The organism is Notoacmeibacter sp. MSK16QG-6, from assembly GCF_024158145.1.
GTDB lineage: Bacteria > Pseudomonadota > Alphaproteobacteria > Rhizobiales > Rhizobiaceae > Notoacmeibacter.
On the sequence record NZ_JAMYXM010000001.1, the window covers coordinates 73,307 to 94,667 of the forward strand.

The following is a 21,361-nucleotide window of genomic DNA, read 5'->3' on the forward strand; positions in this document are numbered from 1 at the left end:
GACCGCACGACCATGCGGAACAGACATCGACCCCACGCTCCCGGCCGGGAAATTCCGACAGAATTGCTTCTGCGCGCCTATGCTTCAGGCGTATTCCCAATGGCTGAGGACGCCGAGGACGATGAGGTCTTTTGGGTCCAGCCCGATATTCGCGGGGTGATTCCGCTCGATCGGTTTCACATCTCGAAGAGCCTTGAAAAAGCGGTTCGCCGGGCACCCTATACGATCGCGACCAATCGCGATTTCGCGGCTGTTCTGGAAGGCTGCGCCGAATCGCGGGAGGGCCGGGAGACGACCTGGATCAACGGGCCAATCCGCCGGGCCTATTTGAAGCTCCATGAAGACGGCCATGCACATAGCGTTGAGGCCTGGGATGGCGACGATCTTGTTGGCGGCCTATACGGGGTTACGCTCGGCGCGGCGTTCTTCGGGGAGAGCATGTTCAGCCGACGACGCGATGCGTCCAAAATCTGTCTCGTCCATCTGGTGACAAGAATGCGCGAAAGAGGCTTTCGCTTACTCGACACGCAATTCACGACCGAGCATCTCAAGCAGTTCGGTGCAATCGACATAGAGCGGGACCGTTACGAAGCGCTACTCGCCGATGCGCTTTCATATACTGCCAATTTCGACGGCTGATTACTGCTGGCCGCTCGTGTCACTCTCGGATGAAGGCGCGGCTGCCGTCTCACTGGCGCCGCTCTCGCCCTGTGCGGCAGCATCGGCAATATCGCCATCCTGTTTACAGCCTTTGAGCCAAACGTCGTAGACGGCATGTTCGACAGCATTCAAGCCGGGGCTCTCGGCAAACATCCACCCGGTAAAAATACGCCTGACCTTCCGATCAAGGGTCATCTCGTCGATCTCGACGAAGCTGTCCGTCTTGGGCTCCAGACTCTCCGGTCGATTGATGCAAACGCGCGGCGTAACCAGCAGAGCGCCGAACTGCACGGTCTCGTCGACCAAAACGTCAAAGTGATGAATGCGCCCGGTGATCTTGTCGATGCCGGTGAACACCGCGACCTTGTTCTTGACAGGACGGTCTTCGACCGCCGGCGCTGGCTCGCTGATCTCGCCCCCCATCTGATCGGCACCTGGAGCAACCACATTATCGTCGGGTTGAGCCAGCGGGTCCTGCGCGTCGGTGGAAAAAGGATCGCTCGCCAACGGATCGTATTGCTCGGAATCCGGGTCGGTCAGCACGCCATCGGGCGGCGGCAGTTGATCGTCCGGATTTGGATCGACCGGCGCTTCATAATTCTGAGCCGGATCGGCGAAGGTGCCGTCTGGCTGTAGCGGCGAAGGAAGCGGCCGGCGTTCGATAGTCTGCGCGAGCGCCGGGTTGGTCGTTGCCAGTCCCACCGCTATAGCTGCTAACAAACCGATCCGCCGCAAATTCGCGCTTCCGAACATCATGGGCGAGGCAGCCTCTTCATCCGTTTACCATGGCGTCATCTTGGTAGCCACGGAATGTGGCGGCGCTGCGCCAAACGATCAAGGTCAATCGTTTTCCGAAAAGGTTATTCGCCAGGGGACCAAGCGTCGTAGTCGCCAGTGACACGTGGTCTTTCGCCGGTATTGAAAAGCGATCCCTTCGGCCGGTAGGCGGATGGTGTGCCAGTCAGATTTGGCCGGTGCGGCTTCTGCCATTCGCGTGGCCGATATTCCGCCGATGGCGGGGCCACATCGGTTTTATGATGCATCCAGCCGTGCCACCCGGCCGGGATGAGGGACGGTTCGGAAATTTCCGAATAGACGACATAGCGACGCGGCCGGCCCTCGGAGTCTTTGCCGCCTTGATAGTAGATGTTGCCGAACTCGTCCTCGCCCACCTTTTCGGTATGACGCCAAAGATGAAAGCGGAAGTTGAGCTGGTTGCCGTTCCACCATGTGAAGAACTGCTTGAGAAAGGTGCTCATGAGCGTCCCATATCGCGCGGAATTGCCGTAACGCGCTTATGGCGCTCTCAAATGCCCTTTGCAAGGGTGACAACCCGCTAGCCCAGCGTCTTTTCCATGATGAGGGCCGGAATTCCGCTGTCCTTCACGCCGCAATTCTCGGTACGGTCGACGTGAGCGTAGCCCTGTTTTCGATAGAATGCGATCGCCTTCTCATTGGCTTCCTCGACCTCAAGCCGCATTCGACCGGCCGCCGGAAAAGCGCTCTCCATCTCGATCAGGAGCGCGGTGCCGGTTCCCCTGCCCTGCACTTCAGGATTGACGTAGAGCTGGTGAAGAAAAGCTGTCCGGTCGTCGCCGCCATCGCCCATTGAAGCGAACGCCACACCGAGAATGTCCTCGCCGTCATCGGCGATCACAAACTCGGAATACGGCTTGTTCAACCGCTTGCGCAGCGCCGCTTCGGAATGCCAGTTCGCCGTCAGCGCGGCGACCCGATCCTTGCCGTATATATCATCGTAAGTGGCGTGCCATGTGCGCGCCAGAAGTGCCTGAATGGCGGGAATGTCGTTCGGATCGACAGTGCGGATCCACATGGTCGGTCAGTCGTACTCGCGCCGGACGGTTCGGGCCGGCGTGTCCCGTGATGCCCTTCATCTGATTTCCGAAGGAACCCGATATGGGCCTCTTCGTCAAGGAGCGGACTCTTTCCCCAGAGGTGGTCCTGCGGCGATCAGAGACCCAGCGAACGATAGCTGGCTGCGATACGCTCCACCGCGATCATGTAGGCGCTGGTACGAAGATCGATGGTTTGATCGGTGTCCCGCTTCTCGTGCCATTTCTCTCGCATTGCCTGATAGGTGACGCGCATTGTGTCATCCAGGCCTGAGCGCACGAGCGCCAACTCATCGGAGCCTTCAATGTAAAACTGCTTGAACGTATCGGACATCTGCACGCCGGTCGCTCGCTCGATCTCCTCGATCAGAAGACGGTGACGTGTTTCCTCACCGCGTCGCTGCATACGACCGAACCGGATGTGAGACAGATTCTTGACCCACTCGAAATAGGACACGGTCACGCCGCCGGCGTTCACGTACATGTCGGGCAAGATAACCGTGCCGCGCTCACGCAGCCGTTCATCGGCGCCCGCCGTCACGGGACCGTTTGCCGCCTCGACGATCAGCGGCGCGCGAATGCGATCCGCATTGGATAGGTTGATGACGCCTTCCAGCGCCGCGGGGATCAGAATGTCGCACTCGGCTTCGAGAAGAGACGGGGAGTTTTGAATAAACAGGCCCTTTTCGTAGCCTTCGAAACTGCCATTCTCGATGAAGTAATTGCGTGCGGCATCGACATCGATTCCGCTCTCATCGAACAGACCGCCATTATACTCGGCAAGGCCGATGATCTTGCAGCCATCCTCGGTCTGCAAAAATTTCGCGGCGTGATAGCCGACATTGCCAAGGCCCTGCACCACGACACGCTGTCCCATCAGCGTGCCTTCAAGGTGAGCGATCTCCAAATCGGCCGGGTGGCGGAAGAATTCCTGCAAAGAATATTGAACGCCGCGCCCCGTCGCTTCCGTCCGACCGCGAATGCCACCGGCATTGAGCGGCTTTCCGGTCACGCAGGCCTGGGCATCGATGTCGGTCGTATGGATGCGGCGGTACTGATCGGCAATCCAAGCCATTTCCCGCTCGCCGGTTCCCATATCGGGCGCTGGCACGTTCTGACTGGGATTGATAAGATCGCGCTTGATGAGTTCGGCAGCGAAGCGGCGGGTGATGCGCTCCAATTCCTCTTCAGACCATTCGCGCGGATCGATTCTCAGGCCGCCCTTCGACCCGCCGAACGGCACCTCGACGAGCGCGCATTTGTAGGTCATCAGGGCGGCCAGCGCCTCCACCTCGTCCTGGTGAACGCCGGTCGCGTAACGGATGCCGCCCTTGACCGGTTCAGCATGTTCAGAGTGGACGGCGCGATAGCCGGTAAAGGTATGGATGTGGCCGCGGAGCCGAACGCCGAACCGCACCGTATAGGTCGAATTGCAAACCCGGATTTTCTGGGCCAAGCCCGGTGAAAGCTCGAGCCGCTTGACGGCGCGCTCGAAATGCATATCGACGCTTTCGCGAAAGCTGGGTTCGGTGATCGGCTGGGTCATGTCTTCATCCTCTCCCCACATGCCATTGCCGACAGAGGACGGTCGATTGCCTGAGAAAGCAAGACGAGCGATCTAAATTTTTTAGTCGACTCCGAGCTTTTGCCGGACGAGCTGGTTTACAGCCTGTGGATTGGCCTTGCCGCCCGTCGCCTTCATAACCTGCCCAACGAACCAACCCGCCAGCGACGGTTTCTCCTTGGCCTGCTCGACCTTATCGGGGTTCGCCGCAATGATCTTGTCGACCTCGGCTTCGATGGCGCCGGTATCCGTCACCTGCTTCATGCCGCGCTCTTCGACAATCGTTCTCGGTTCACCGCCTTCAGCGAACACTATCTCAAAAACGTCCTTGGCAATTTTACCGCTGATCGTGCCTTCCTTGATCAGATCGATGATCTGCCCAAGCTGGTCGGGCGTGACCGACGTTTCGTCGATAGATTGACCGGCCTTGTTCAGCGCGCCCAAAAGATCGTTGATGACCCAGTTTGCAGCCAGTTTTCCGTCTCGACCCTTCGCAAGCACCTCGTAGTAGTCGGCGATTGCCTTTTCCGAAACGAGAATCGACGCATCGTAGGCAGACAAGCCAGCATCGGCCATCAGCCGCGCTTTCTTGTCATCGGGCAGTTCGGGCAATCCAGCGGCGAGGTTCTCGACAAAAGCATCGTCGAATTCAAGCGGCAGAAGATCCGGGTCGGGGAAGTAGCGGTAGTCATGCGCCTCTTCCTTGGAGCGCATGGATCGCGTCTCGCCCTTGCTGGGATCGAACAGCCGCGTCTCCTGATCGATCTGCCCGCCATCTTCCAGAATGGCGATCTGCCGGCGGGCTTCCGATTCGATGGCCTGACCCACAAAACGTATAGAGTTGACGTTTTTGATCTCGCAGCGCGTGCCAAAATCGCCGCCCGGCTTGCGCACCGACACATTCACATCTGCACGCATGGAGCCTTCGTCCATATTGCCGTCGCAGGTACCGAGATAGCGCAGAATGGTACGGAGCTTGGTCAGGTAGGCCTTGGCCTCATCCGCCGAACGCAGATCCGGTTTGGAAACGATCTCCATGAGCGCGACACCCGAACGGTTGAGATCGACATAGCTCATGGTCGGATGCTGGTCGTGCATGCTTTTGCCGGCATCCTGCTCCAGATGCAGCCTTTCGATGCCGATTTCGACATCTTCGAAATTCCCCTGCCGGTCGGGACCGACGGAAACCGAAACGACGCCCTCGCCGACAATGGGGTGGGCGAACTGGCTAATCTGATAGCCCTGCGGCAGATCGGGGTAAAAATAATTCTTGCGGTCGAAGACAGAGCGCTTGTTGATCTGCGCTTTCAAACCGAGCCCGGTGCGAACGGCCTGCCGAACGCATTCCTCGTTGATGACTGGCAACATGCCTGGCATGGCGGCGTCGACGAGGCTGACATTGTCGTTCGGTTCGGCGCCGAAGCTGGTGGAAGCGCCTGAGAAAAGCTTGCTCTGCGACGTGACCTGGGCATGCACCTCCATACCGACGACGATTTCCCAATCGCCGGTTGCACCGGAGAGAAAGCGTTTCGGATCGGGTGTGCGGCTATCGACGATGGCCATTGTTGCAATCGTTCCTTCAAAAGGTGAGAGCGTCGGTTTGGGTCAAGGCTTTACGAAAGCGCACCGTTCACGGAGAGCGTGCGCCGACTGATCGCCTTTGCAGTTCGGGTAAAACAAATGCCTGGGCCGTTCAAGGCGTCGATCGTCGCCCTTTCCCGAAGATCGCCGCCAAGCGGTGGCCGACCTCAGCTGGCAATATATTGCTTGAGCGAATCCGCTTCCTGCTGCGCCTCGCGAATGCGACGCTTGACGACATCGCCAATAGAAATGATTCCGACCATTTTTCCATCCTCGACCACCGGAAGATGGCGGAAGCGGCCATCGGTCATCAAGTCCATCACCTCTTCGACGGTGCTTTCCTCGTTGCAGCTCTTCACGTCGCTGGTCATGAAATCAGAAAGCGGACGCTCAAGAGCGGATGCGCCGAGACTGGCGATCGCACGCACGGCGTCGCGCTCCGAAAGGATGCCGGCGATGGCATCACCGGCCATGACGACCAGCGCGCCAATGCCTTTCTCAGCCAAGTGCCGAGCCGCCTCGTTCATCGTGGCGTCGGGTCCGAATGTCGCCACTTCGCGGCCCTTCTCCTCCAAAATTTGACGAACGTTCATTGGCTTTCCTCCATTTCAACTCTTTTCGTTATCGTGCTTCTCCCAAGCGGATTTCGCAAGCTGATTCAGTCGGATCAAAAGTGGCCGCCACTCTGGACCGGAAAGAATGGCAGAATGAAAAAACCGGCGATGAAGCCGCCAATATGGGCCTGCCATGCAATCGCGCTATCGCCTACCGGCAGAAAAAGCCCCGTCATAAGGTTCAAAAGAAGCCATACGGAAATAAACGCGACCACAGCGCGGGATCGCAGAACCTCGCTCATGGTCATGGGATGGCCGGCAAAGGCCCGTTGCGCGCCGCGACGGTCGATACGAAAGCCAAGTCGGGCGGCTGCGCCCATCATACCGCTGATCGACCCGGAAGCACCGACGAGAATAGAGGCGCTGAACGGATCGATAGCAAAATGCAAAGCGGCGGCGGCGAAGGCAGTCACAATCCAGAACAGCACGAACGAGGTAGTCCCGATACGCAAAGCCAAGGGCGAGCCGAAAATCGTCAGCCAGACCGCGTTCATAAAGAAATGCGTCCAGCTGCCATGAAGCAGCGAATAGGTGATCGCGGCCCATAATTCATGCAGCAGGCCGAAAACACCATAGGCAGCGATTTCCGGAATAAACGCAAACCAATATAGGACTGCACGATCCAGACCAGCGGGCAACACGAAGCTCCGCACAGCATGGATAGACGCCATCAGGACGAGAAAGAACATCACTGCCGGCGCCAGGTTTATAAGCGGTTCGCTTCGCTCGTTCGCTGCACCCGGACCGCCGTCAGAGGCGCTCCAATCAGTCGTAAATTCATCGGCGCCGCCACTCGCCCAAGGCGAAGGTTGCGACCGTTCCGCGTCATCGCGCCCGTCTAAGTTCCGCTCGCCCGGTTTCTGATTTGTCACAAATCCGCCTCTTCTGAACATCCGAAGATGGCACGCCACCGGCCGACTACAAGAAGTCAGCTGGCCAAAAGTCGCTAAATTCAGACGAATGGATCGGCTGTCGCCTTCTATGGCGGCCTATCTGGCATGGCCAATGCAACGCCTCGGTCAAAGGCCAACGAAGCAACCCTTTCTGCTCCGTCCTGGCACAACACCGACCGATCGAGGTACGAATGAGACAGCAGCAGACCAGGGATCTGTTCCTTTATTGGAATCGCCTGCGTGGCGCGGATAAAGCGCCGCATCGCAACAGCATCGAGCCAAGCGATATCCGTACGCTGTTGCCAGGCACCTTCATCCTCCAGCGCCAGTCCGATGGAACCATCGAATTCCGACTGGCAGGCACCGCCCTTTGCCAGCAGTTCGGAACAGAACTTCGCGGCCATGCCTTTCAAACGCTCTTTCACCCACGTGATCGGCGTATGTTGCTGCGACTTGCCGATCAGGCGCTCACCGGCGACGCCATCACCGTCCTTGCTATCGATGGCTTCAGCGAAGGTGGCGAACGCATTTCCTACGAACTGCTGATCTTGCCGCTTGCAAGTGAAGAAGGTGGCGAGCGCGCATTGGGCTCCGCGGTGCCAAGCGAACGGCCCTACTGGCTGGGGAACGATCCCATCGTCGAATGGAAAATGCGTTCGGTGCGAATCATCGATCCAGAGCGGGAGCCGGGCCTCCTATCCGGTCGCACGGAAATCAAAGTGCCCCCGATCGCACCAACGAAACATGCAATCCAGAACATGCCGATCGGGCGGAAAATCGCGCATTTGACTGTGTTGCAGGGCGGCCGAAGCGATTAGGCTTCGGAATTTTTTCCTTGATTCCGTTACGCCGCTTTAACTTTTGAATGGCAAAAGTTCCAATCGAGGAACCGTCTATTTTTAATCAGGGCGTATCGAAATGAGTCTGGCCCCAGACCTGCAAATGCCCGAATCGCCAGAGCGAAGAGCCTTTCAGCGGGTGGCAGCGAAAGTCTATGGTCGCTTCATGCTTGAAGACGGCAGCGAACACGTTTGCCATGTCGTCGATATGAGTCCGGGCAGCGCAGCGCTTCAGACGGAAGTCACGGGCGAGCCTGGTGAAAAGTGTATCTGCTACCTCGACCATATCGGCCGCGTCGAAGGCGTTGTTACACGAGCGCTCGATGATGGCTTCGCCATGACCATCATCGCGTCCGACCGCAAGAAGGACAAAATCGCCTCGCAGCTGACCTGGCTCGCCAACCGGCATGAACTCGACCTACCAGAAGATCGGCGGCACGCGCGCGTTGAACCACGCAATCCTATCTCAGCGATGCGTATGGAAGATGGCCGGAAATATAGCTGCCGGATCATCGATCTCTCCCTGTCTGGCGCAGCGATAGCAACCGAGGTGCGTCCCGCGCTCGGAACGCCCGTTATTCTCGGAACGATGAAGGGCCGCGTGATCCGCCACTTCAATGACGGCATCGCTATCGAGTTCATCGATCTCGGAAAAATGGCCTAGCCGCGCTCTACACCTCCGCTTCACTATAATAAAACGAGACATCAATGAGCCGGCTAAGCCGGCTTTTTCTTTTTCGACAGATTTCCGCTTTTGACGTCTTGGCGTCTTGGGCGAGGGTTTATAAACGCCCTACCCCGCCGATCCTGCCGATACGCGCCGCATGATCCGGACGGAGGCCGCCAACCGCGCCTTAACAAGACCTTAACAGCCGCGTTAACACCGTTAACAAAGCAATATTCAAATCGCGCGCATTTGATTTTGATTTGTATTTTATTCGTATAAAATGCACGCACCGATTTTTGCGTGGCGCAAAATTCTCTGTGTCATCTTTCTCCTCATCAGGGGAGACAAGTCATGCAGAGAATTATCAAAACCATTACTTATTCAATTGCGTCTTTACTCTTTGTTTGTGGCGTTGTCGAGGCGCGACCTTTCATGAACACTACTGGCGCAGCCAATCCGCCGCTTGGCCACGCGGAATTTTGCTGGCAGGCGCCAAGCGAATGTAGCGACCGCGCTTCATCTCCGAAGCCCTACCCTCTATCGCAGGCGTCGTGGGAGGCCATTCTAGCAGTCAATGCCACCGTGAACGCTGAGGTCATGCCGCTGACCGACCTTCAGATCTGGGGCCGCGAAGAATTGTGGTCTTACCCGCAAGGCGTCGGTGATTGCGAGGACTACGTGCTTGAGAAGCGCCGCCGCCTTCAGGAAGCTGGCGTACCGGCTTCCGCCCTTCTCATAACGGTCGTGTTGCAACCGAACGGTGATGGCCATGCGGTGCTTACTGTCCGCACCGACCGCGGTGACGTGGTTCTGGACAATCTGAACGACCGCGTTCTGCCGTGGGAACAGACGGACTACACTTTCCTGAAGCTTCAAAGCCCACGAAATAGCGCACAGTGGGAGCTGGTGGACGATGCTCGCGCCATAGCGGTTGGCGCTATCAGCCGCTGATCCCTCATCTATCGTAATCGGTCGCGTCCACGTCCCTGGCGGCCGAACCGGGAGCCGGTCTCTTCCCCTGGAGGCCGGCTTCTGCGTTTCGGGCTGCCTCTCAGAGCAACCGTTCAATGAGACCTATCAAAACAATGCCGCTTGCGATTGCCCAAAGATTGGCAATCAGAACTGCCGCACATAGGAATATCGTGGAATGCCGAAACGCCAGCCCCTCATTCAGAGCCAGGGCCGGGCCTAGCGCCGCAGTCCACAGAAACGCTGAGAGCAGTGGGCGGCGGCGATCGATTATTTCCGCGAAGATAATACGGCAGCCCGTGTGCGCCGTTACAAGGCTGGCGGTCAGGCCCGTCATCGTCATTCCAAAGCACCAGGCAATCAGGAACAGAACGGCCATCTTCATCGCTTACAATCCATTAACCATGATCGTGACATTCTCGATGCCAACTGCGAAGCAAGTGGCGTGCCGCCCTGAAGATGGGCAGTTGCCGGTCAAGGCTATGTGGACTGAGGACGACGATGATCGAAAATGGGACACTGTCCCCCACCGGTCCAGTTTTGGGCCGAGGATTTGCGGTTGTTGTCCTTCTGCTTTGCTTGGCAACGGCTTTGATTGTCGGCGCAGGCCACCGGTATGGACAGACGCTATCTCTCGGCGGTCATAGCGATCGCACCGATCCAATGGAGATTGTCATTGGCGATAATGTGCTGTCCGTGCCGGAAAACATGATCCGCGATGCGCAACAGCGGAGCCCCGCGGAATATGCCAGCCTCGAGCTCTATCTTCGCTGGCCTGATCTAACCGGCTACTCTCGTGAGGCAACGGCGATCTTCAACAGCCGGTCAAAGAGCCGCTCGCTTATTTTCGTCACGATCGAGCGGGCATCCATGTCGCGCGATATGAGCGGCCGATATGCCAGCGTTTACCGCCCCCTTCTGCGCGAGCCGGGAATTTCTGGTCCATCCGGCATAACGCTTCAGGCTTTCCGTTCCGATGCCGGATATGGCAATGAATTGCTAGCTCGCGGTTCAGATGACGAAGGCGGTCTTTTCGTGGCGCGCTGCCTTGCAGGCGCTGAAGGCCGACAAGCGCTGGCAGGATGCGAGCGCGACATTCGTATCGGCAACGGTCTTTCCATGACCTATCGCTTTCCGCGCAAGATGCTGAGCCAATGGCACACAATGGACAGCGCATTAAAAAAGCGGATCAGTAGCCTGATCCGCTAGAACGTTTGCCCGCCGACGCATCACGACTATCGGCGCTTCCGCACCCTCAATCCAGATCGATGTCGAGAATGGCCATAGCTAGATTGTAAGATACCTCGCCCTCATCCTCGATGCGGTCGATAACGCCGAGGAATTCGTCGTCGAGATAGAGCTCGCAGGAATCGTCCTTGCGGGGGCGTGCACGCACTTCGATCTTGTCGGTCCGGAACAGCCTTTTGAAATAGGCGTCCAGCTTGCGGATTTCCTCAGGTTTCAAGATATTCTCCAAGTCAAATTTATCGAAAGCACCGGGCCATGTCGCTCGCCAGGAGCGCACCGTGTCAATGAACTAGCGCGGCGGACTTGTGGGCATAGAGGCGTCCCGCGCATTCGTCTACACCGATGATAAAAGTCCGATCGCCTGTCAGTCATCCATCGACAGCATCTGGTCCATAGCACGACCCGGCTCGGCGCAATCGCTCTTGCCAACAATGCGTGCGGGCACGCCCGCGACAACCGAATTTGGCGGAACGGGGCGAAGGACCACCGAACCGGCCGCCACCTTGGAGCAATGGCCTATCTCGATGTTGCCGAGCACATTTGCGCCCGCGCCGATCAGAACGCCATTGCCAATCTTCGGATGGCGGTCGCCATTTTCCTTGCCGGTGCCGCCGAGCGTTACGCCCTGAAGAATCGAGACATCATCGCCAATTCTTGCGGTCTGTCCGATGACGATACCCGTCGCATGATCCAAAAAGACCCCTTTGCCGACGATTGTCGCTGGATTGATGTCAACGCCCAGAACTGCGGAACTGCGGCTTTGCAGATAAAGCGCGAAGTCTCTGCGCCCTTCACTCCAAAGCCAGTGCGCGACACGGTGGGCCTGCAGGGCGTGAAAGCCCTTAAAGTAAAGGAAAGCATCGAGATAGCGCTGGCACGCGGGATCGCGGTCGTAGACCGCCTGAAGGTCGGCGCGAAGAGACGTGGCGAACCCTTCCGAGCCTTCCAGCATCTGCGCATAGGCCTGTTCGATAAGCGACGGCGCCATCAGCTCATGGCCAAGTCGCTCCGATACGCGACGGGCAATCGCGCTTTCCATATCGCTGTTGTTGAGAACGTTTGCACACAAAAAGGCCGCCATCATCGGCTCGCGATCGACGGCTTCCTCGGCTTCCGTCCGAAGTGCGTCCCATATGGGATCGAAACTTTTGGCGGAAGATGCGTTCGCGCGCTGCCCCAAGGCCATGGCCATTTCGCCTCCATTCGGTACGGTCGGAGTGACCTCCACCCCTAACGTCTTCTACCGTTGTCATATATGCCATTGCCAGCCGCAGTCCAACTGGAACCGAGAATGAAAGCTAACGCTCCATGACGGCGATTGCCTGCCATACCGAGAACCACGTCGCCACGATCACCATCGATAGACCGGCGAAACGCAACGCTCTCACGCAAGACATGTGGGAAGAGCTTTCAGCCAAGATCAATTCTCTTGGGGAAAGCGGCGTGACGCGGGCTCTGATCCTGACTGGTGAAGGCGCGCATTTCTGTGCGGGAGCGGATATTGCCGAATTCGAATCCACTCGCCGCGACGCGGCAAGCGCGCGCCGCTATGAGGCGAGTAATATTTCGGCATTCTCGGCGCTTCGTAATGCGCCATTTCCAGCAATAGCGGCCATATCCGGCGTTTGTTTCGGGGGCGGGTTCGGCTTGGCCGCTGCCTGCGATCTCCGACTTGCCGACACGACCGCGAAGTTCTGTATACCGGCAGCGCGCCTTGGACTGGCCTATCCTCGCGAAGCCATGATCGACATTGTGACGGCTCTTGACCCGCAGACAGCGCGGCGTCTCGCCTTTACGGCCGATATTCTAAGCGTCGAAGAGGCGCTATCGGCTGGATTCGTTGTTTCTGTCGAAACCGACCGACCCGTCCTGGATGCTGCCTGTGCGCTGGCCGGCAGGATCGCCCGCCGCGCACCGCTTTCCGTTACTGCTTCCAAGGCGGCCATTTTGGCGACCATCGATAGTGGTCAGCCGCTTGCCAAAAAGGCACGAGCTTTCGGCGACGCCACCTTCGACAGCGACGATTATGCGGAAGGACGTGCAGCGTTCGGCGAGAAGCGAGACCCCGTCTTCAAAGGCCGCTAGGATATGCCTTCGAGAAAAGTGAGGAGCGCCTCGCTAAAGGCATCATTTCGGTCGCCGACTATCATGTGCCCGGCCTGAGCGATGTCGACATAGTGGCCGTCCGAAAGACGCTCGGCAGCATCACGCGCCTCTTTTTCGTCGACCAGTTCGCTCGACATGCCCCGAACCACCAGAACAGGCAATGTCAGGCGGTCTATCGCCTCGTCGAAGCGCAGCAGGTGTTTTGGCGCATCCGCCAGGATCGAACGGTCGCCGCCCGACGCGAATACCGGGTCCCAGTGCCAGCGCCAGCGGCCGTCATCTCTCTGGCGCATATTCTTGCGTAAGCCGTCCAGTGATTTGGGTCGCTTTCGATTGGGCATATACGCTGAAATGGCTTCTGCCGCCGCTTCCAGCGATTCAAATCCATCCTGTGCTGCGGCGGTCATAAAGCTGACGATCCGCTGCGCGCCCTCCTGACGCATTTTCGGCACGATATCGACCAGCGCGATGGCCTTAAATCGCGCTTTTTCATCTTCCGCGCCGATCATGCTGAGACCGCCAAGAGACGCGCCGACCCCAATCGGCGGTAAGCCGGTTTCCGCCTTCAACCAGTCGGCAAGCGCGCCGGCATCGCGTGCGTAATCTTGAAAACTATATCCTGTTTCCAAAACCCAGGCGCTATCGCCATGCCCCCGCATATCGAAGCTATAGGCCGCGTATCCTCGATGGGCGAGGCGTTCCGCCGTCTGCTGCCAGGCGTGCCGGGTCTGGCCTCCGCCATGAAGCATGAGCACAGGGCGGCCCGACCCGACAACACTGCCGGACAGATCGTTTCCGTCCGCCCCTTGGACGTCCAGCATCCGTTCCGTCGGCAGATTCACAGCGGATATTCTTCGAGGAAAGCAAGAAGTCGCGCCTTGAACGTCTTGTCGCCGGTGGCGATCAAATGGCTGCGCCGCTCAATATCGAAGGCAACGGCCTTCGGCATCAAAGCCGCCAGTTCTTTCGGCGAGCCGGCAATCGTGTCCTTTGTGCCAACGGCGACAAGCGTCGGTCGATCAATCTGCGCCATATCCTCCGCCGACAACAAAACGCGGTTGCTGGCGATGCATGCTGCGAGGGCTTTTCGGTCGGCGCCAGTTCGGTCGGCAAAAGTGCGAAATTCCAAGCCCGTTGGATCGGTGATCGTATCCGGCTCGTCTGTGAGCAGCGCATCGGCAACCGGCTTCCAGTCCCCGCTTCCCTCGATGAGAGCCATGCCTATGCCGCCAAGTGTGAGCGTAGCGACGCGCTCGCCGTGATCGCGGGCAAGAAAGGCAGCGATCCGCCCGCCCATCGAATAGCCCATTATATGAGCCTTCGGAATTTTGAGGTGATCCAGCAAGGCCACTGCGTCCGCAGCCATCAGTGCCGGAGTATACGCCTTCGGATCGTAGAGCTTTTCGCTATCGCCATGGCCACGATTATCCAAAGCGATAACGCGATAGCCGGCCGCATCCAACGTCTTCGTCCAGCCTGTCTCGACCCAGTTGATCCGCCGGTTGGAGGCAAATCCATGGATGAGAAGGACGGGATCGCCATCACGCGGCCCCTCGTCCTGAAAGGCTATCGGAAGCCCGTCATGAATAAAGCTGGTCATGGCCGTTGGTTACGGCCTCACGGCGATCCATTCAAGAATGAAGATTATTCGCACGCCAAATCAGCGGCTGAACTTTTTATCCACCGATGACCGGATGGCGTAAAACGACACCGTCGCGGATACCGAAGGCCTCGGCCTGGCCTGCCTTCAATTCAAGAACGTACCGGACTTTCCCATCGGACTTCAGAGGCGTTTCGTCGAGCGGCTTGCCACGACGAATCGAGTCCACTTCGCCGTTCTCATCGACAAAAATAATATCGAGCGGCATGACCGTATTTCGCATCCAGAACGAGCGTCTGCTCGGTTTGTCGAACGCGAACAGCATGCCGTGATCGTCGTCCATCTTTTCGCGGAACATGAGACCTGCCGCGGTTTCCACAGGCGTCGTCGCGATTTCCACCATGATTGCGATGTCGTCTCGACCGTCGATGGTCAGTGGCACAGGGTCGGTCGACAAGATCATCGCCTGGCCGGGAGCCGGCATGTCGGACCGGGCGGTCCCGCTGCCGGTCAGTGCCAGAACGCCGCCAAACAGGAGAGCGCAGGCCAAAACGAGCGAAAGCAGATCGAATGAAAACCGTCCCTGCCGTCTCATATGCGCCTCTCCAAATCACGCGACCTCAGCAATCGTTAGAATTGTCGAGTTTCACGGCGGCAATTGGGCGCAAGGCCGACAAATAAGTGATTTCGCAGCCTGATTTCAGCCGGCTTTGTTAATGGAAGAGAAATGCGCGAGGAAGGCGGAGGCGCGAGGGGCGCTAATTGGAAATGACCGGCGTGCCGATATCCGGATGAATTTCAGCCGCCATCAGGCCCTTGCCGGATCGGCCATACCGAACCAATACAGTCTGCCCCGGACGCAATTCGGTCAGGCCGTAGCGCCGCAGCGTTTCCATATGTACGAAAATATCCTCGGTGCCCTCGCCGCGTGTAAGAAAACCGAACCCCTTGGTCCGATTGAACCACTTCACCAAAGCCCGTTCCAGACCGGTCTCTGGCTCCACCGCCACGCGGGTTCGAGGCGCCGAACTTTCCGAGGGATGGACGCCTGTGGAATTGTCCAGAGAGAGGATCTTGAAGGTCTGCAGCCCACGATCGCCGCGTTTGGCTAGAACATGAATACGTGCTGCTTCCAAAGCTGCCTGGTGGCCATCCTGACGCAGGCAGGTAACGTGAAGCAGAACGTCGCCCATATCGGCTTCGTCCGGCACGATGAAGCCGTAGCCCTTCGCAACGTCGAACCATTTGATTTGGCCGTGGATTTCGACGACACCTTCGTCCGCGCCAAGGGACAGGTCAGTAGCCGCCGCGCCATCTTGCCCTGTGATATTGTCCCCCATTGGCGATACGCACCCCTCGAACCACCGTGCACGCGAATCTCTTCATTAAGCTTAGCATAGGAAAATCTTGGTCTGACAAGGCCGCATCGATAGAAACTTCCGTTTCGTCACCTAGAAGATACAACTTGCTGCCGTTCTGATGCCGAATGCGGCTTGGCGCGACGCGGATGCACCCTACAATTTCAGATGACAAATCCCTTATCGAAAATTCAGAAAAGGAGCAGAAGGCATGCGCTATCTGCACAGTATGATTCGAATTGCCGACATCGACGAAGCGCTGGATTTCTGGGTCGGCAAAATGGGCCTTACGGAAACGCGGCGTGTCGACAATGAGAAGGGAAAGTTCACGCTGATCTTTCTTGCGGCGCCTTCCGATCTCGACCGCGCCAAGGAGCAGCGCTCGCCTGAGCTCGAACTGACCTATAACTGGCCTGACGAGAACGGTGAGCAGGAGACCTATTCCAACGGGCGCAATTTCGGCCATGTCGCCTATAAGGTCGATAATATCTACGATACCTGCCAGAAACTGATGGATGCCGGGATCACCATCAACCGCCCGCCGCGCGACGGCTACATGGCGTTCGTCAAAAGTCCGGACGATATTTCGATAGAGCTGCTGCAGGAAGGCGAAGCGCTGGACCCAGCCGAGCCATGGAAGAGCATGGAAAACACCGGTAGCTGGTAGGAAAAAGCGCCGTCCGATCAATTGTTTCGAGACACTTTTTGCAAGATCGAATCATTGAACGGCGCTGTCTTCCCATAAAATTTCGAGCGCCTGTCGCGCCATCGATGGCGCGAAGGCGAGTCCCGTTTTGTAGCCGCCGGAAGCCATGACCGCGTGCTGCCCGACCGCTCCCACAACAGGATTGGCTGTCGGTCCCTTTGGGCGCAGATTGGCCCATCGCTCCAATACCGCGGCGTTGTCGAGCCAGGGGCAGAGCGTATTGGCCTTATCCACAAGGTGATCGAGCTTTTCGTCGGTTGTATAAGGGTTCGCCCAGCTTTTCTCCGTCGTTGAACCAAGGCCGATCATTCCGTCGGCGTGAGGCACCAGATAGACGCCGTCGCCGTAGATCATCGGCATGTCCAGAGGAAACGGAACGGCGGGACGCAGAAGCGCGCCCTGCCCTTTCACGCCGATTATGGTCGGCGTCTCGGATCGTTTGAGGCCAAGTGCCGTCAAGAGCTCACCGGTGCCGGCCCCGGCTGCGATGAGCAGTGCTTTAGCGGTCAGTCGGCCTCTGCTCAGATCAAGTTTCGCGGCTGCAGCGTCCCATCGAACAGGATGGGAGCGCTCGTAAAATGTTACCCATCCTGCAATCGACGCGCGCAGCGCCGCCAGCAATTTTCGCGGCGCAACGACTGCGCTGAGCGTATCGACAGCATAGCCGAACGGCGTCGCTTCTTTTGAGAGAGCGTTCCATGGGTCGGAGCCATCGCGAACGTGCCACTCGAAGCTTGAACTTCCCCCCTTGTCAGCCTGCCAATGTTTGCGCGCTCCGTCCGCCCATAAAGCCTGTCGGCTCCGCTGGCGCTCGTCCATTATCGGCGTCACACGGCCTGTGCGACGGTAACCGGTCGGCAGGCCGGTTTCTCGCTCCAGAGTTGCGCAGAGATTTTCAAGCTCCACCAGGGCATCGAACTGAATCTGCTTTTTGACATTCCAAGGCTCCGGCTGATGCGGCATCAGCGCGCCTAGAACACCGCCGGATGCGCCTTCGCCGATCCGGCCGCGCTCGATCAGCGCAACGGAGCGTCCGGCTCTCGAAGCAAAATGCGCCGCCCATAGGCCGACAATGCCGCCGCCAATGATCGCGAGATCAAACGGTCCCTTTGCGTCACTGATCACTGGCGGCTCCAAATCTCCCACGCTATGACCCGCGCCATACCGTATTTCATTCAGCGACGAGCAGTTTCATGACGTTTTTCGATCCCCGCAACAAACATGCCTCGGAACGGCATCGCACAATTCATGTGGCCTATGAAATTCTCGATACGCTCGTCTCGTTCAGCGCTGCTATGCTTTTCCTGGTCGGCTCTTGGATGTTTTTCTACAAAAGTCTGCAAAACCCGGCCATCTGGTGTTTCGTCGTCGGATCGTTCTTCTTCGCGGTCAAACCGACCCTTCGGCTGATCCGCGAAATTCAGTATGCGGCATCGGGCGATCTGGGCAGACTCGTCGATGGGCAGGAAAACAGTTCATGACGCCCCACCGCGTTGGATGGACCGAAGACGGTCACGCCCGGTCCGAACTCTATGACGATGTCTTTTTCAGCCGTGCGGACGGGCTAGCCGAAACCACCCATGTTTTTCTGAACGGCAACCGGCTTTGGGAGCAATTTGCGGCATTGTCGGCAAATGAGACCTTCGTCATCGGCGAACTGGGCTTTGGCAGCGGCCTCAACATGCTGGCGACCACAAAATTATGGGGCGACACTGCGCCTGCTGGCGCAATGCTGAAACTGGTCAGCTTCGAAAAACATCTGCTCGATGCCGGCACGATGACCGAAATGTTGCAGCCCTGGCCCCATCTGGCTGCTCTCGTAGAGCCGCTGCTCAATGCTGTAGCAGTTCATTCGAGCGGCGATCTGACAGTCGGACTCGGCCACGCAAACGATGTGGAGCTGACCATCCTGAATGGCGATGCGGGGACGCGAATGACCGATATGCCGACACCTGCCGGCGCTTGGTTTCTGGACGGGTTTTCGCCGGCCAAGAACCCCGATCTTTGGTCCAGCGAACTGATGACCGACTTGGCAAATCAAACCGCGCCGGGCGGCACCTTCGCGACCTACACCGCCGCTGGCTGGGTACGGCGAAATCTGGAAGCAGCAGGTTTTTGGGTGGAGAAAAGGCCGGGCTTCGGGACAAAGCGCGAGATGATGGTGGGGAGGCTCATCGACCAAAGCTCGCGGTCAGCTGAGGTTCTGCCTTAAGGCATTTACCTCATCTGCTACAGAAGTGTCCGGCATCTTTAGACCCGCCCGGCGATACCAGTAATTGGCATTCCACTCATCGCCTTCGATGCGATGAACAATCGCATGAAGTTGATCGAATAGCGCATCGCCTTCATGGGCCTGAGCAATGTCGTGCGCCTCTTCCCATTGCGGGCCAAGCGCATATCCGCCATCGGAAAGAAGCGTCAGCGCCCGTTGGGCGAGCGCCAAGCGGCCTTCATCGCTCACCACCAGCGCTCCGGCGTGAAGCGGCCCGCCGCCTTCTCGATCACACGACCGGCGGCGAATAGCGTTTCCTCGTCAAAAGGCTTGCCGATCAGTTGCAGACCGAGCGGCAGTCTCTGCGCATTCAATCCCGCCGGTACTGCGATACCCGGCAGGCCTGCCATGTTCACAGTCACAGTGAAGACATCCTGTAAATACATTTTTACCGGGTCGGCGTGGTGTTCATTGTCGCCGATCGGAAAGGCCGGGCCGGGAGTGGTCGGCGTCAAAATCGCATCGATGCCATCGTCAAACACGGTCTCGAAATCGCGCTTGATTAGCGTGCGCACCTTCTGGGCGCGAAGATAATAGGCGTCATAATAGCCGGCGGACAGCACATAGGTGCCGATCATGATGCGGCGCTTGACCTCTGCGCCGAAGCCCGCGGCACGGGTTTTCTCGTACAGATCCGTGATGTCACGGCCCGTCTCGCGCAGACCGTAGCGAACGCCGTCATAGCGCGCGAGATTCGACGACGCCTCGGCCGGTGCGACGATGTAGTAGGCCGGCAAGGCATATTTCGTGTGCGGCAGGGAAATGTCGCGGATTTCAGCGCCAGCATCCTTCATCATGGCGATGCCGTCCTGCCAGAGCGCCTCGATCTCGTCGCTCATGCCATCCATACGGTATTCCTTAGGAATGCCGATTGTCAGGCCCTTGACGCCGCGTTCAACAGCCGCCTCGAAATCCGGCACCGGCACGTCGGCGGAGGTGCTGTCTTTCTTATCGAGAGAGGCCATGGATTTCAGCATGATGGCCGCATCCTGCACGGTGCGCGTCACCGGCCCGGCCTGGTCGAGCGAAGAGGCAAAAGCCACCACACCCCAACGCGAGCATCGGCCATAAGTCGGCTTTATGCCGACTGTGCCGGTGAGTGCCGCCGGCTGGCGGATCGAACCGCCTGTGTCGGTCGCTGTCGCCGCCACGCATAGATGAGCCGCCACCGCCGTGGCGGAGCCGCCGGACGAGCCGCCAGGCACCAGATCGGTGGTCGCGCCGTCCGCCCGCCATGGGTTCCTGACCGGCCCGTAGGCGCTCGTCTCGTTGGACGAGCCCATGGCGAATTCGTCCATGTTCAGCTTGCCGAGCATCACCGCGCCGTCGGCCCAGAGATTAGAGGTGACCGTGCTTTCATAAGGCGGGTGGAAACCATCAAGAATGCGGCTGCAGGCCTGAGTGTGGTCGCCTTCTGTCGCGAACAGATCCTTGATGCCGAGCGGTACGCCCTCCAGCGCTCCGCCCTTGCCCTGAGCCAGTCTGTCATCGGACGCCTTGGCCATGGTGCGCGCTTTGTCGTAGCCGACGGCCACATAGGCATTCAGCGCACCGTTGGCGCCATCGATAGCGCCGAGATAGGCGTTCGTGATCTCCGAGGACGTGAACTGCTTCCCGGCAAGGCCATCGCGCGCCTCGGCAAGGGTGAGCTTTGTGAGATCGGTCATGCGGAAAGAGCCTTACGGTAGAAACGGTTATGGTCTGAGGACGGATAATCGAGAACGGCGCCGCAGGGCGAAAAGCCAGCGCGCTCGTAGAGGCGCCAGGCGGGGGCGAACTCCTCCGCCGTGCCGGTTTCCAGCACCAGTTCGGCAAGACCCAGCGCCTGCGCCTTTTCGACGATAGCGGCCAGCACCTTCGCGCCGATGCCCTGCCCGCGACGCTCAGGCTCCGCGAACATGCGTTTGACCTCGCCAGTCTTCGCATCATGCTGTTTCAGGCAGCCCATCCCGACAGGCGCACCATCAGGGTCGCGAACGAGGAAAACCGTGCAATCCGCACCGTCCATCTCTTCAGCGGTCATCTGAAACTGAAATTCCGGCGGATGGAGCGGCGTCATCGCCAAAGTCAATGCTTCCACCATGGTTCGCACATCGTCTTGCAATGCCGGCTCTGCTGTAACGGCGAAGGCCAAAACCCTACTCCACCACCTTCGGCACCATGAAGAAATGATCTTCGGTCGCCGGCGCGTTCTTGACGATGTCGTCCGCCTTGCCGCCATCTGTGACCTCGTCATCGCGACGGCGCATGGCCATCGGACGGACAGAAGTCATCGGCTCGACACCCTCGACGTCCACTTCGGACAGCTGTTCGACAAAGCCCAGTATGGCGTTGAGTTCACTCGTCATCCGCTCCGCTTCGCCTTCTTTCAAGGCAATACGCGAGAGGTGGGCAACGCGGTGAACAGTGTCGATATCGACGCTCATGACAA

27 protein-coding genes and 1 pseudogene are annotated in these 21,361 nt (G+C 58.5%); 9 read left to right on the forward strand and 19 right to left on the reverse strand.

The window, feature by feature from the left end:
* Positions 1–12 precede the first annotated feature (12 nt).
* Positions 13–639, forward strand: coding sequence for a leucyl/phenylalanyl-tRNA--protein transferase (gene aat, locus NIM86_RS00320; RefSeq protein ID WP_253378233.1), 627 nt, complete (start codon positions 13–15; stop codon positions 637–639).
* Here the strand turns inward: aat and NIM86_RS00325 are convergent.
* The 7 genes and pseudogenes from NIM86_RS00325 to NIM86_RS00355 form a co-directional block, all read right to left on the reverse strand.
* Positions 640–1,059 (reverse strand): annotated as a pseudogene (locus tag NIM86_RS00325) (DUF2155 domain-containing protein); the annotation flags it as partial.
* Positions 1,060–1,520: 461 nt separating this feature from the next.
* Positions 1,521–1,919 carry an NADH:ubiquinone oxidoreductase subunit NDUFA12 gene (locus tag NIM86_RS00330; protein WP_253378235.1) on the reverse strand — a complete coding sequence of 133 codons (399 nt, stop codon included), beginning with the start codon at positions 1,917–1,919 and terminating at the stop codon, positions 1,521–1,523.
* Between the two features lie 77 nt (positions 1,920–1,996).
* On the reverse strand, positions 1,997–2,494 hold the full coding sequence (locus NIM86_RS00335; RefSeq protein WP_253378237.1) for a GNAT family N-acetyltransferase: 498 nt from the start codon (positions 2,492–2,494) through the stop codon (positions 1,997–1,999).
* A 137-nt stretch (positions 2,495–2,631) separates the two neighbouring features.
* The gene (locus NIM86_RS00340) at positions 2,632–4,059 is read right to left on the reverse strand and encodes a Glu/Leu/Phe/Val dehydrogenase (protein ID WP_253378239.1); all 1,428 of its coding nucleotides are present in this window, start codon (positions 4,057–4,059) and stop codon (positions 2,632–2,634) included.
* A gap of 81 nt (positions 4,060–4,140) precedes the next feature.
* Positions 4,141–5,640: an Asp-tRNA(Asn)/Glu-tRNA(Gln) amidotransferase subunit GatB gene (gene gatB / locus NIM86_RS00345; RefSeq protein ID WP_253378241.1), complete on the reverse strand. Its 1,500-nt coding sequence runs from the start codon at positions 5,638–5,640 to the stop codon at positions 4,141–4,143.
* A gap of 185 nt (positions 5,641–5,825) precedes the next feature.
* On the reverse strand, positions 5,826–6,251 hold the full coding sequence (locus tag NIM86_RS00350; RefSeq protein ID WP_253378243.1) for a CBS domain-containing protein: 426 nt from the start codon (positions 6,249–6,251) through the stop codon (positions 5,826–5,828).
* A 74-nt stretch (positions 6,252–6,325) separates the two neighbouring features.
* Positions 6,326–7,144, reverse strand: coding sequence for a rhomboid family intramembrane serine protease (locus tag NIM86_RS00355; protein WP_253378245.1), 819 nt, complete (start codon positions 7,142–7,144; stop codon positions 6,326–6,328).
* 212 nt (positions 7,145–7,356) lie between these two features.
* On the opposite strand from NIM86_RS00355, the gene NIM86_RS00360 reads away from it, so the two are divergent.
* The 3 genes from NIM86_RS00360 to NIM86_RS00370 all read left to right on the forward strand — a co-directional run bounded on the left by NIM86_RS00360 (position 7,357) and on the right by NIM86_RS00370 (position 9,622).
* Positions 7,357–7,983 (forward strand): PAS domain-containing protein, encoded by a 627-nt coding sequence (locus tag NIM86_RS00360; protein WP_253378246.1) that lies wholly within the window; start codon positions 7,357–7,359, stop codon positions 7,981–7,983.
* A gap of 100 nt (positions 7,984–8,083) precedes the next feature.
* Entirely contained in the window at positions 8,084–8,668 is a 585-nt protein-coding gene (locus tag NIM86_RS00365; RefSeq protein WP_253378249.1) for a PilZ domain-containing protein, read from the forward strand.
* Positions 8,669–9,022: 354 nt separating this feature from the next.
* Positions 9,023–9,622 (forward strand): transglutaminase-like cysteine peptidase, encoded by a 600-nt coding sequence (locus NIM86_RS00370; protein WP_253378251.1) that lies wholly within the window; start codon positions 9,023–9,025, stop codon positions 9,620–9,622.
* Between the two features lie 100 nt (positions 9,623–9,722).
* On the opposite strand, the gene NIM86_RS00375 is transcribed toward NIM86_RS00370, so the two are convergent.
* Complete coding sequence (locus tag NIM86_RS00375; RefSeq protein ID WP_253378254.1) at positions 9,723–10,025, reverse strand: hypothetical protein; 303 nt, start codon at positions 10,023–10,025, stop codon at positions 9,723–9,725.
* 116 nt (positions 10,026–10,141) lie between these two features.
* On the opposite strand from NIM86_RS00375, the gene NIM86_RS00380 reads away from it, so the two are divergent.
* Positions 10,142–10,849 (forward strand): hypothetical protein, encoded by a 708-nt coding sequence (locus NIM86_RS00380; RefSeq protein ID WP_253378256.1) that lies wholly within the window; start codon positions 10,142–10,144, stop codon positions 10,847–10,849.
* 46 nt (positions 10,850–10,895) lie between these two features.
* On the opposite strand, the gene NIM86_RS00385 is transcribed toward NIM86_RS00380, so the two are convergent.
* Both NIM86_RS00385 and cysE read right to left on the reverse strand, forming a co-directional pair.
* Positions 10,896–11,105, reverse strand: coding sequence for a DUF3126 family protein (locus NIM86_RS00385; RefSeq protein ID WP_253378257.1), 210 nt, complete (start codon positions 11,103–11,105; stop codon positions 10,896–10,898).
* 147 nt (positions 11,106–11,252) lie between these two features.
* Positions 11,253–12,074 (reverse strand): serine O-acetyltransferase, encoded by an 822-nt coding sequence (gene cysE, locus NIM86_RS00390; RefSeq protein ID WP_253380617.1) that lies wholly within the window; start codon positions 12,072–12,074, stop codon positions 11,253–11,255.
* A gap of 122 nt (positions 12,075–12,196) precedes the next feature.
* Between cysE and NIM86_RS00395 the strand changes: the two genes are divergently transcribed.
* Positions 12,197–12,973, forward strand: a complete 777-nt coding sequence (locus NIM86_RS00395; protein WP_253378258.1) for an enoyl-CoA hydratase/isomerase family protein — start codon at positions 12,197–12,199, stop codon at positions 12,971–12,973.
* On the opposite strand, the gene NIM86_RS00400 is transcribed toward NIM86_RS00395, so the two are convergent.
* The 4 genes from NIM86_RS00400 to NIM86_RS00415 form a co-directional block, all read right to left on the reverse strand.
* Positions 12,970–13,836 carry an alpha/beta fold hydrolase gene (locus tag NIM86_RS00400; protein ID WP_253378259.1) on the reverse strand — a complete coding sequence of 289 codons (867 nt, stop codon included), beginning with the start codon at positions 13,834–13,836 and terminating at the stop codon, positions 12,970–12,972. The two genes, NIM86_RS00395 and NIM86_RS00400, sit on opposite strands and share 4 nt — an antisense overlap.
* A complete protein-coding gene (locus NIM86_RS00405) occupies positions 13,833–14,594 on the reverse strand; it encodes an alpha/beta fold hydrolase (protein ID WP_253378260.1) in 762 nt (253 codons plus the stop codon). The genes NIM86_RS00400 and NIM86_RS00405 overlap by 4 nt, the downstream gene beginning before the upstream one ends.
* Before the next feature lie 76 nt (positions 14,595–14,670).
* A complete protein-coding gene (locus tag NIM86_RS00410; protein WP_253378261.1) occupies positions 14,671–15,189 on the reverse strand; it encodes a DUF192 domain-containing protein in 519 nt (172 codons plus the stop codon).
* 163 nt (positions 15,190–15,352) lie between these two features.
* Positions 15,353–15,934, reverse strand: a complete 582-nt coding sequence (locus NIM86_RS00415; RefSeq protein WP_253378262.1) for a cold-shock protein — start codon at positions 15,932–15,934, stop codon at positions 15,353–15,355.
* A 229-nt stretch (positions 15,935–16,163) separates the two neighbouring features.
* Here NIM86_RS00415 and NIM86_RS00420 point away from each other — a divergent pair, with 229 nt between their 5' ends.
* A complete protein-coding gene (locus NIM86_RS00420; protein WP_253378263.1) occupies positions 16,164–16,619 on the forward strand; it encodes a VOC family protein in 456 nt (151 codons plus the stop codon).
* A gap of 51 nt (positions 16,620–16,670) precedes the next feature.
* Here the strand turns inward: NIM86_RS00420 and NIM86_RS00425 are convergent, their stop codons facing one another.
* Entirely contained in the window at positions 16,671–17,783 is a 1,113-nt protein-coding gene (locus NIM86_RS00425; RefSeq protein WP_253378265.1) for an FAD-dependent oxidoreductase, read from the reverse strand.
* A gap of 68 nt (positions 17,784–17,851) precedes the next feature.
* Between NIM86_RS00425 and NIM86_RS00430 the strand changes: the two genes are divergently transcribed.
* A complete protein-coding gene (locus NIM86_RS00430; protein ID WP_253378267.1) occupies positions 17,852–18,139 on the forward strand; it encodes a YrhK family protein in 288 nt (95 codons plus the stop codon).
* Complete coding sequence (gene mnmD, locus NIM86_RS00435; RefSeq protein WP_253378269.1) at positions 18,136–18,870, forward strand: tRNA (5-methylaminomethyl-2-thiouridine)(34)-methyltransferase MnmD; 735 nt, start codon at positions 18,136–18,138, stop codon at positions 18,868–18,870. The genes NIM86_RS00430 and mnmD overlap by 4 nt, the downstream gene beginning before the upstream one ends.
* Here mnmD and NIM86_RS00440 read toward each other — a convergent pair.
* The 4 genes from NIM86_RS00440 to gatC are packed head-to-tail and all read right to left on the reverse strand — an operon-like array spanning position 18,850 to position 21,356.
* A complete protein-coding gene (locus NIM86_RS00440) occupies positions 18,850–19,119 on the reverse strand; it encodes a hypothetical protein (RefSeq protein ID WP_253378271.1) in 270 nt (89 codons plus the stop codon). The genes mnmD and NIM86_RS00440 overlap by 21 nt on opposite strands.
* The gene (gene gatA, locus NIM86_RS00445; RefSeq protein ID WP_253378272.1) at positions 19,116–20,597 is read right to left on the reverse strand and encodes an Asp-tRNA(Asn)/Glu-tRNA(Gln) amidotransferase subunit GatA; all 1,482 of its coding nucleotides are present in this window, start codon (positions 20,595–20,597) and stop codon (positions 19,116–19,118) included. Before gatA ends, NIM86_RS00440 begins: the two co-directional genes overlap by 4 nt.
* Positions 20,594–21,064, reverse strand: a complete 471-nt coding sequence (locus NIM86_RS00450) for a GNAT family N-acetyltransferase (RefSeq protein WP_253378274.1) — start codon at positions 21,062–21,064, stop codon at positions 20,594–20,596. The genes gatA and NIM86_RS00450 overlap by 4 nt, the downstream gene beginning before the upstream one ends.
* Before the next feature lie 4 nt (positions 21,065–21,068).
* The gene (gene gatC / locus NIM86_RS00455; protein ID WP_253378276.1) at positions 21,069–21,356 is read right to left on the reverse strand and encodes an Asp-tRNA(Asn)/Glu-tRNA(Gln) amidotransferase subunit GatC; all 288 of its coding nucleotides are present in this window, start codon (positions 21,354–21,356) and stop codon (positions 21,069–21,071) included.
* Positions 21,357–21,361: the final 5 nt, after the last annotated feature.